The following is an 8,464-nucleotide window of genomic DNA, read 5'->3' on the forward strand; positions in this document are numbered from 1 at the left end:
GGGCATTCGTGTGCCGGGCCCCGGACCGCTCCCGGGGCGGTGGCCGGAACTCGACCCTCGGGGGTGGCCGAAGCCCCCGGATAAGGTAATGCGGGTCTAAAGAGATCACCAAGTGCCTCGCGCGTACCGCGCTCCTCGGGAGGAAGCCATGGGAACCCACCGCACCACGCTGCCCGGAGTCGGCGTCCAGTACGACTACACCACCGAGTCGGGGCAGCACATCTCCGTGGTCGTCCACCACGACGGGCGGCGGTTCATCGGCTTCTACGACCAGGACGACCCTGATTCGTGCCTGCTCTCCGTACCCCTGACCCCACAGGAGGCGACCGGGCTCGCGCACCTCATCGACGCGGCGCCCATCGACGCCGTACGGACCGAGGGCATCGACCTGGTCACCGAGCACATCCCGCTCGGCACCCGCTCGCCGTACGGCGGCCGGCTGCTCGGCGACACCAAGGCGCGGACCCGGACCGGCGCCTCGATCGTGGCGGTGCTGCGCACCCACAGCGCGCATCCGTCACCCGGGCCGGACTTCCGGCTGGCCATCGGCGACACGCTCGTCGCCGTCGGAACACGCGAGGGCGTCGACACGCTCTCCGAGATCATCGCGGAGGGCTGACCGTGCACGACACAACCGCACTGCTGGTGGAGCTGGGCTCCGTCATCCTGGGACTCGGCATCATCGGGCGGTTCGCCGGCCGGATAGGACTCTCGCCGATCCCGCTGTACCTGCTGGCCGGGCTCGCCTTCGGCGAGGGCGGGCTGCTGCCGCTCGGGGCCAGTGAGGAGTTCACCGCCGTGGGCGCCGAGATCGGCGTCATCCTGCTGCTGCTCCTGCTCGGCCTCGAATACAGCGCCTCCGAACTCGTCACCAGCCTCAAGACCCAGTACCCCTCGGGTGCCGTGGACTTCGTGCTCAACGCGACCCCGGGCGCGGTGGCCGCGCTGATGCTCGGCTGGGGCCCGGTCGGGGCCGTCGCGCTGGCCGGTGTCACCTGGATCTCCTCGTCCGGGGTGATCGCCAAGGTCCTCGCGGACCTGGGACGCCTCGGCAACCGGGAGACCCCGGTCATCCTCGGGGTGCTGGTGATCGAGGACCTCTCGATGGCCGTGTATCTGCCGCTGCTCACCGCGATGCTCGCGGGCGTCGGCCTCGCCGGCGGCAGCATCGCGCTGCTCGTCGCGCTCGGCACGGTCGGGTTCGTCCTCTACCTCGCGCTGCGGCACGGCCGGCTCATCAGCCGCGCGGTCTCCTCCGACAATCCGGAGATGCTGCTGCTCGTCGTGCTCGGGCTGACCGTCCTGGTCGCCGGGGTGGCCCAGCAGCTCCAGGTCTCCGCCGCCGTCGGCGCGTTCCTCGTCGGCATCGCGCTCTCCGGCGAGGTCGCGGAGGGCGCCCGCAAGCTGCTGACCCCGCTGCGGGACCTGTTCGCCGCCGTCTTCTTCGTGTTCTTCGGGCTCTCCACCAACCCGGCCGAGATCCCGCCGGTGCTGCTGCCGGCCGCGCTGCTCGCCGTCGTCACCGTCTTCACGAAGATCGGGACCGGCTGGTACGCGGCCCGGCGCGCCGGCATCGGACCGCGCGGGCGCTGGCGGGCGGGCGGCACGCTCGTGGCGCGCGGCGAGTTCTCCATCGTGATCGCCGGTCTGGCCGTGGCGACCGAGCCCCGCATCGGGCCCATCGCCACCGCGTACGTCCTGATCCTGGTCATCGTCGGTCCGCTCACCGCGCGCTGGACCCAGCCGGTGGTCGCGCGCGTCCAGCAGTGGCGCGGCAAGGACGCGGCGGTCGCCGCCCCGCGCACCGCACCGGCCGCCCCGGCCCGGGTGCCGGCGCAGGAGGAGGTCTCGGCGTCCTCCGAATGAGGGGCGGCCGGGGCTCGTCCGAGGGGGCGGCCGGGGCTCGTCGCCCGACCGGTGCCGCCCGCACGGACGAGCAGTGCCGGTGCGCGCCCCGGCCGTCCGGCCGGTTACGCCCCCTGGCCCGCCGGGAGCTCCGGGGTCCAGCCCAGCGGGTAGGCGTCCGTGCCCTCGGCCGGGGCGGACGCCTCGCCGCCCGCTTCGGTGAACGCCCGCAGCGCGTCGATCAGCGCGGCGCGCTGGCCGGGCGCGAGGCGTTCGACGATCGTGGCGACCTCCCGGCGGCGGCCGGCCGTGACCTCCTCGACCAGCCGGTGGCCCCCGGGCGTCACGCGCAGCACCGTCTCGCGGCGGTTGGCCGGGTTGACCTGGCGCTCCGCGAGGCCCGCCGCGATCAGCCGGTCCAGCATGCGCATCGCGGTCGACGGGTTGACGCCGAGGCGCTCGGCGAGCGTGACCAGCTTGGCGTCGCCGTGCGTGGAGAGCACCACGAGCAGCCGGAACTGGGGCAGCGTCACCCGGTCCTCGACCGCCGCGAGCGACCGGGCCGACACGGCGACCAGCAGTCTCGACGCGGTCAGCACCGCGCGGGTCACCGCGTCCACGTCGTCCCGGTCCGGGTCGGTCGGTGAGTCATCGGGTGCCTGTCCGTGCGCGGCCATGCCCCTTTCTACCGCGCGGGAACGCCCTGCTCGAACCGGCCGCGATCCGATACGCAACCGCCGCCCAACCGGTACCGGACCGTCAGCGGCCCGCACTGGCACAGACCTTTGGATTATGCAACGTTTGCACAGTGACGCATGAACCCGCGGCTACGCCCGCTCCCCGGCGCCCGGACCCGCCGACCGGCTGGCGGCGTGCCGCTTTCCGGCTGCCCGTCCACCTGTTCCGCATGGGGCTCGGGCCGCTCTTCGGGGGCCGGCTGCTGCTGCTCGTCCACACCGGACGGGTCTCGGGCCTGCCGCGCCGCACCGCCGTCGAGGTCGTCGAGGCGGGCACCCACGAGGGCCGGACATGCTGGACGGTGGCGTCCGGCTTCGGCCCCGGCGCCGACTGGTTCCGCAATCTGGAGCACACCCCGCACGCCACGGTGCAGGCCGGCCGCCGGTTCCACGCGGTGACCGCGCAGGTGCTGACCGCCGAGGAGGGCGGCGAGCTGATGGTGCGGTACGCGCCCCGCCACCCCAGGGTCGCCCGCCGGCTCTGCGCGTACATGGGTTTCACGGTGGACGGCGGTACGGAGGACTACCGGCGGGTGGGCGAGTCCATCCCGTTCGTCCGGCTGACGGAGGGTGCGAAGCGCTGAGGCCGCTCAGGCCCGTACCGGCTCCGGTTCCTCCACGAGGTGCGGACGGGGTGCGCCGGGCCGGTAGAGGAACAGCGTGACGAGGAGCCCGAGGGCGAAGAAGCCCGCCGACCACCAGTACGCGGTGGAGTAGCTCTCCAGCTGGGCCTGGGCGACGACGGGCGGGGTCGGCCTGCGGCCCACCAGGTAGTTGGTGGCGGCGGTGGTCGCGAGGGTGTTCAGCAGGGCCGTGCCGATGGAGCCGCCGACCTGCTGGCTGGTGTTGACCATCGCCGAGGCCACCCCGGCGTCCCGCGGCCCGACCCCCGCGGTGGCCAGGTTCATCGCCGTGGCGAAGACGGCGCCGAGGCCGATGCCCAGGCAGAGCAGCGGCGGCAGCACATGGGCGGCGTAGCTGCTGTTCAGGTCCAGGGCGGTCAGCCAGACCATGGCGGCGGCCGCGATGCCCATCCCGGTCGGGACGATCGGTTTCGCGCCGAACCGCAGCAGCAGCACATTCGTCGTCGTCACCGACGAGGCGATCATGCAGGCGACCATCGGGATGAAGGCGAGCCCGGTGGAGACCGGCGAATAGCCCAGGCCCTTCTGCAGGTAGTACGTGAGGAAGAGGAAGACGCCGAACATCCCTCCGCCGGAGATGAACATCGCGAGGAACGACGCCGCCCGGTCCCGGTCCAGCACCACCCGCAGCGGCAGCAGCGGATGTGTCGCCCGGCTCTGCCACCACGCGAACGCCGCCACCAGCAGCGCGCCCGCCACCAGGAACCCCCAGGTCAGCGGCGAACTCCAGGCGTGCGACTCGGCCTCCGAGAAGCCGTAGACGATGCAGAAGAGGCCGGCCGAGACCAGCAGCGTCCCCGGGATGTCGAGCCGGGGCCGGTCCGTCGGCGCCCCCGCGGTCAGCAGCCGCCAGCCACCGACGAAGGCCAGGAACGCGAAGAGCAGGTTGACGTAGAGGCACCAGCGCCAGTCCAGGTACTCCGTGAGCACGCCGCCGAGCAGCAGCCCCACCGCACCGCCCGCCCCGGCGATCGCGCCGTAGATCCCGAACGCCTTGGCACGTTCCTTCGGCACGGTGAACGTCGTGGTGAGCAGCGACAGCGCAGCCGGGGCGAGCAGTGCCCCGAACAGGCCCTGCAACGCGCGGGCCAGCACCAGGATCTCGAAGCTCGGGGCGGCGCCGCCGATCGCGGAGGCGACCGCGAAGCCGACCAGGCCGGTCAGGAAGACCACCCGGCGGCCCACCAGGTCCGCGATGCGTCCGCCGAGCAGCAGCAGTGAGCCGAAGGCGAGGGCGTACGCCGTCACGATCCACTGGCGGTTGCCGTCGCTGAAGCCGAGGTCCTGCTGGGCGGAGGGCAGCGCGATGTTCACGATCGTCGCGTCGAGCACCACCATCAGCTGGGCCAGACCGATGACCCCGAGCACCCACCAGCGATGGGACGGACCTGCCGCGCGGGGGTTGGCTCTGCGGGCGACTGCTTCACGGGCCATGGTGCGGTTCTCCCTCGCTGCGCACACCGCCGGAATCCCCCGGATGATCACGCTAGGCGCAGGCCGCGCTCCCCGCATGTGGAGCGGTCGTGTGGTGTGCGACGGATCGATGCGGCTGGCCGGGTGCCCCTTCCGGACACACCATCCATCAGTCATCGATCACGAAGCGTGACTGCTATCTATGCTGCGCATGACACGAACACCACGCCCATCGCCGCTGGACGGACGCGTACGGGCCTCGCGGCTCGCCGCGGCGGCGCTGGCCCTCGCCCTCGGCGTGGCCGGTCCCCTGACCCTGGACACCGGCGGACCCGCCCACGCGCAGCCGCGCCAGGGCGGCTCCCCCTTGCTCGATGAGACGTTCACCCGGGCGACGGCCCCGGAGTTCACCGGGGTCGGCTCGGCCTGTCTCACCGGAGCGCCCCAGGCCGGTGCCCTGCCGGGGCCCGGCAACCACCCGCTCGGAGGCTGCACGGCGGGCGTCGGCCCCGTACCCCCCAACAACGCCGCCCCGCGGGGCTACCTGCGGCTGACGGACTCCTCCAACGACCAGTCCGGCGCTGTCCTCTACAACCACGCGCTGCCCGCCGAGGACGGCCTGGATGTCACCTTCGACCAGTGGCAGTACGGCACCACCACGGGAGCCATCGCCCCAGCCGACGGCATCTCGTTCTTCCTGGTCGACGGTGAGGCGGAGCTGACCCACCCCGGCGCCTTCGGCGGCAGCCTCGGATACGCGCAGAAGCTGCCCGACGACGACCCGAACGCCCAGTTCCTTCCCGGTGTGGACCGCGGATACCTGGGAGTCGGGCTCGACGTCCTCGGCAACTACTTCGGCGACTGGGAGCACCGGGGCAACGGCTGCCCGCCCGGTGGGCGCTCGCCCGCGGGTACGGCGTTCCGCGTGCCCGCACCCGGGCCGAACATGGTCACGCTGCGCGGCCCGGGCGACGGCATCGAGGGGTACTGCTTCCTCACCGCCACCACGAGCAACTTCTCCACCACCGGACCTTGGCCGTCAACTCTCCCCGGCCTGCTCCAGGGGCCGACCACCGAGGTGTCGAGCGATCCCGTCCAGGCCGAGCAGGACCTCGAACCCTCGCGCCGCCGGGTGCATGTGGTGATCACCCCGGCACCCGATCCGCAGGTCACCGTGTCCATCGACTTCAACGACGGCAACGGCTCCCGGCAGGTCCTCCAGGCGGCTGCGCCGGACCCTGTACCGGCGACCTACAAGTTCGGCTTCGCGGCCTCGACCGGACTGTTCACGGACACCCACCTCATCCGCAACGTAGCAATCCGCACCGAGCGGCCGCTGCCCCGGCTGAACCTCGTGAAGCAGGTCGGGGAGCCGCTGCCCGGTGACCTCACGGCCGGTTCGCAGGTGCCGTACGACTTCGTGGTCACCAACTCGGGCGGCACGACGATCGACGACCTCGCCGTCGACGACCCGAAGACCGGCCCGGTCTCCTGCCCCGTGAGCAGCCTCGCCCCCGGGGAGACCGTCACCTGCACGGCGACGTACACGGTGACGGCCGCCGACGTCGCCAACGGCTCGATCGACAACACGGCCACGGCATCCGGTACGTCGGGCGGGGAGCCGGTCACCTCACCGCCCTCCTCGGAGAGCGTGCCGATCGAGCGTGCGCCGGGCATCGAGGTCGAGAAGCGGGTGGAGACCCCCGGCCCGTACGCGGTCGGGCAGACGGTCACCTACGGCTACACCGTCCGCAACACCGGCGGGGCGGAGCTGACCGGCGTCGCGGTGCACGACGACCACGTCACGGACATCACCTGCGAGTCGGCCACGCTCGCCCCGGCGGAGGAGGACGGTGACAGCACCACCTGCACCGGCACCTACACGATCACCGCGGCCGACGGTACGGCCGGCTCCGTGACCAACACCGCCACGGCGACCGCCACGGCGAACGGGGCGACCGTCACCTCGCCGGAGACGTATCAGACCCTCCCGGTCGGGCAGCCCCATCTGACGCTCCACAAGAAGGTCGTCTCCAAGGGCCCGTTCCGGGCCGGCACCGAGGTCCGGTACGCGTACACGGTCACCAACACCGGCAGCACCCCGCTGCACGATGTGCACGTGGCGGACAACCGTGTCGCCACTGTGGTCTGTGACGCGACCTCGCTGGCGCCGGGGGCGAGCACCACTTGCCGCGGTTCCTACCGGATCACGGAAGCGGACATCGACGTCTGCCGGAGGATCACCACCCGCGGCGGTGGCGGTGGCGGGGCCACCCTCACATGCCGGATCACCAACGTGGCCCAGGCCGGTGCCACCGACCCGCAGGGCGGCGAGATCGCCAGCGGGACCGCCTCGGCCACCGTCACGGTGAAGGCCACACCCGAGCGTCCGAAGAAGCCCGGATGCGGCAAGCCAGGCAAGCCCGGGAAGCCCGGGAAGAGGGGAGGCGGTTGCCACAAGGACGAGAAGGAGCACCACAGCGGCGGCTGACCCACCCCGCCCACAGGATCGGCGCCGCTCCGCACGGGCCGCGCCGATCCGAACGAAAGGCCCTAGACCTCCTTGGCCGGCCAGTCCAGCAGCCGGGCTCCGATCACCGCGGTCTGGAGGGTGTAGCGGTGCATGGGGTCGGCGGGGTCGGAGCCGGTCAGCTGATGGATGCGTTCCAGCCGGTACGTGAGGGCCCGGACGCTCAGCGAGAGGCGGCGGGCGGTCTCGGCGGCGACACAGCCCGCGTCGAAGTACACCGAGAGCGTTCTGAGGAGCGGTTCGGCGCCTCCTCTGGCCTTCTGGAGCGGGCCGAGCTCGCTGCGCACGAGATCCGCCATGGCCTGCCGGTCCCGGGTCAGCACCGGGTAGACCAGCAGGTCGGCTGCGTACAGCACGGGGTCGTCCAGGTCCATCCGGTCCGCCAGGTCCAGCGCGTCCAGCGCCTCGTCGTACGACTGGACGACCCCGCCGGGGCCCCGGTGGGCGCGGCCGACCGCCACCCGGCCGCCGTCGGTCGCCGCGTGCGCCTGCTTCGCGAAGTAGCGCAGGACGTCGGGCTGGCTGCCGGGCGCGATGCACACCATCCGGCCGTCCTTCGTCGTGAGCAGGATCTTGCGCCCGCTGAACCGGGCCAGCAGCGCCGACTCCACGTGCCGCGGCACCTGGTCGGTCTCGGTGTACGCCTCCGGGCCGGTGGCGACCGCGACGGCGTGGGCGCGGGAGAGGCGCAACCCGAAGCGCGTGGCCCGTTCGGCGAGGCGGCCCAGGTCGCTGCGCCCGTACAGCAGGTCGTCGATGAACTCCCGTCTGGCCGCCTCCTCGCGGCGCACGGTGAGGCGCTGGGCGCGCTCGAAGCCGTCGGCGAAGGCGTCGACCGCCTGCTCGGCCGCGGCCAGCACGCTGTCGGCGGAGGCGGCGACCGACGCGGGAGGCGCGCCGGGGGCGGGGACCGGCCAGGCGGTGCGGGTCTCGGCGAGGTGCATGCGGACCAGGGCCCGGAGCTGGTGCCCGGCCTCGGCAGCCTGCCGGCCCAGGGCGCGGCGGGTCTCCAGCTCCTCGCGGGTGAGGCGGCGTCCCGAGACGGCCGCCTCGCCCAGTATCCGCGCGTAACCCTCCAGAAAGCTGTCGGGAATCTCCGGTTCCGCCACGCGTCCGCCTCCGTTCCTGTTCCGTCTCCGCCCTCTGCCCAACGCACAGGGGCCGGTGCCGGTGCCCGGCATCGAGGAACGGCGAACATTGCCGCGTTCCGGCAATGCGACCGAGCGCCCCAGGATGACACGATCCGGTCAGCACCAACCGGGGGACCACGGGGGAAACACGGGGGTGCACGGGGG

Annotated in this window: 7 protein-coding genes; 4 read left to right on the forward strand and 3 right to left on the reverse strand. The window is 72.8% G+C overall.

All coding sequences use genetic code 11. The features are described 5' to 3' along the window. Positions 1–148: 148 nt before the first annotated feature. The gene (locus EAO73_RS34395) at positions 149–619 is read left to right on the forward strand and encodes a cation:proton antiporter regulatory subunit (RefSeq protein ID WP_124719734.1); all 471 of its coding nucleotides are present in this window, start codon (positions 149–151) and stop codon (positions 617–619) included. 2 nt (positions 620–621) lie between these two features. Further along, positions 622–1,866 (forward strand): cation:proton antiporter, encoded by a 1,245-nt coding sequence (locus EAO73_RS34400; protein ID WP_147975359.1) that lies wholly within the window; start codon positions 622–624, stop codon positions 1,864–1,866. A gap of 104 nt (positions 1,867–1,970) precedes the next feature. Here the strand turns inward: EAO73_RS34400 and EAO73_RS34405 are convergent, their stop codons facing one another. After that, complete coding sequence (locus EAO73_RS34405; protein ID WP_147975360.1) at positions 1,971–2,522, reverse strand: MarR family winged helix-turn-helix transcriptional regulator; 552 nt, start codon at positions 2,520–2,522, stop codon at positions 1,971–1,973. A 131-nt stretch (positions 2,523–2,653) separates the two neighbouring features. On the opposite strand from EAO73_RS34405, the gene EAO73_RS34410 reads away from it, so the two are divergent. Then, a complete protein-coding gene (locus tag EAO73_RS34410; protein WP_147975361.1) occupies positions 2,654–3,166 on the forward strand; it encodes a nitroreductase family deazaflavin-dependent oxidoreductase in 513 nt (170 codons plus the stop codon). Positions 3,167–3,172: 6 nt separating this feature from the next. On the opposite strand, the gene EAO73_RS34415 is transcribed toward EAO73_RS34410, so the two are convergent. Further along, positions 3,173–4,660 (reverse strand): MFS transporter, encoded by a 1,488-nt coding sequence (locus EAO73_RS34415; protein WP_147975362.1) that lies wholly within the window; start codon positions 4,658–4,660, stop codon positions 3,173–3,175. 190 nt (positions 4,661–4,850) lie between these two features. Here EAO73_RS34415 and EAO73_RS34420 point away from each other — a divergent pair, with 190 nt between their 5' ends. Then, positions 4,851–7,130: a lectin-like domain-containing protein gene (locus EAO73_RS34420; RefSeq protein WP_147975363.1), complete on the forward strand. Its 2,280-nt coding sequence runs from the start codon at positions 4,851–4,853 to the stop codon at positions 7,128–7,130. Positions 7,131–7,192: 62 nt separating this feature from the next. Here the strand turns inward: EAO73_RS34420 and EAO73_RS34425 are convergent, their stop codons facing one another. After that, positions 7,193–8,278 (reverse strand): PucR family transcriptional regulator, encoded by a 1,086-nt coding sequence (locus EAO73_RS34425; RefSeq protein WP_147975364.1) that lies wholly within the window; start codon positions 8,276–8,278, stop codon positions 7,193–7,195. Positions 8,279–8,464: the final 186 nt, after the last annotated feature.

The sequence above is a fragment of the Streptomyces sp. col6 genome, from assembly GCF_008042035.1.
In the GTDB taxonomy this organism is placed as follows: Bacteria; Actinomycetota; Actinomycetes; order Streptomycetales; family Streptomycetaceae; genus Streptomyces.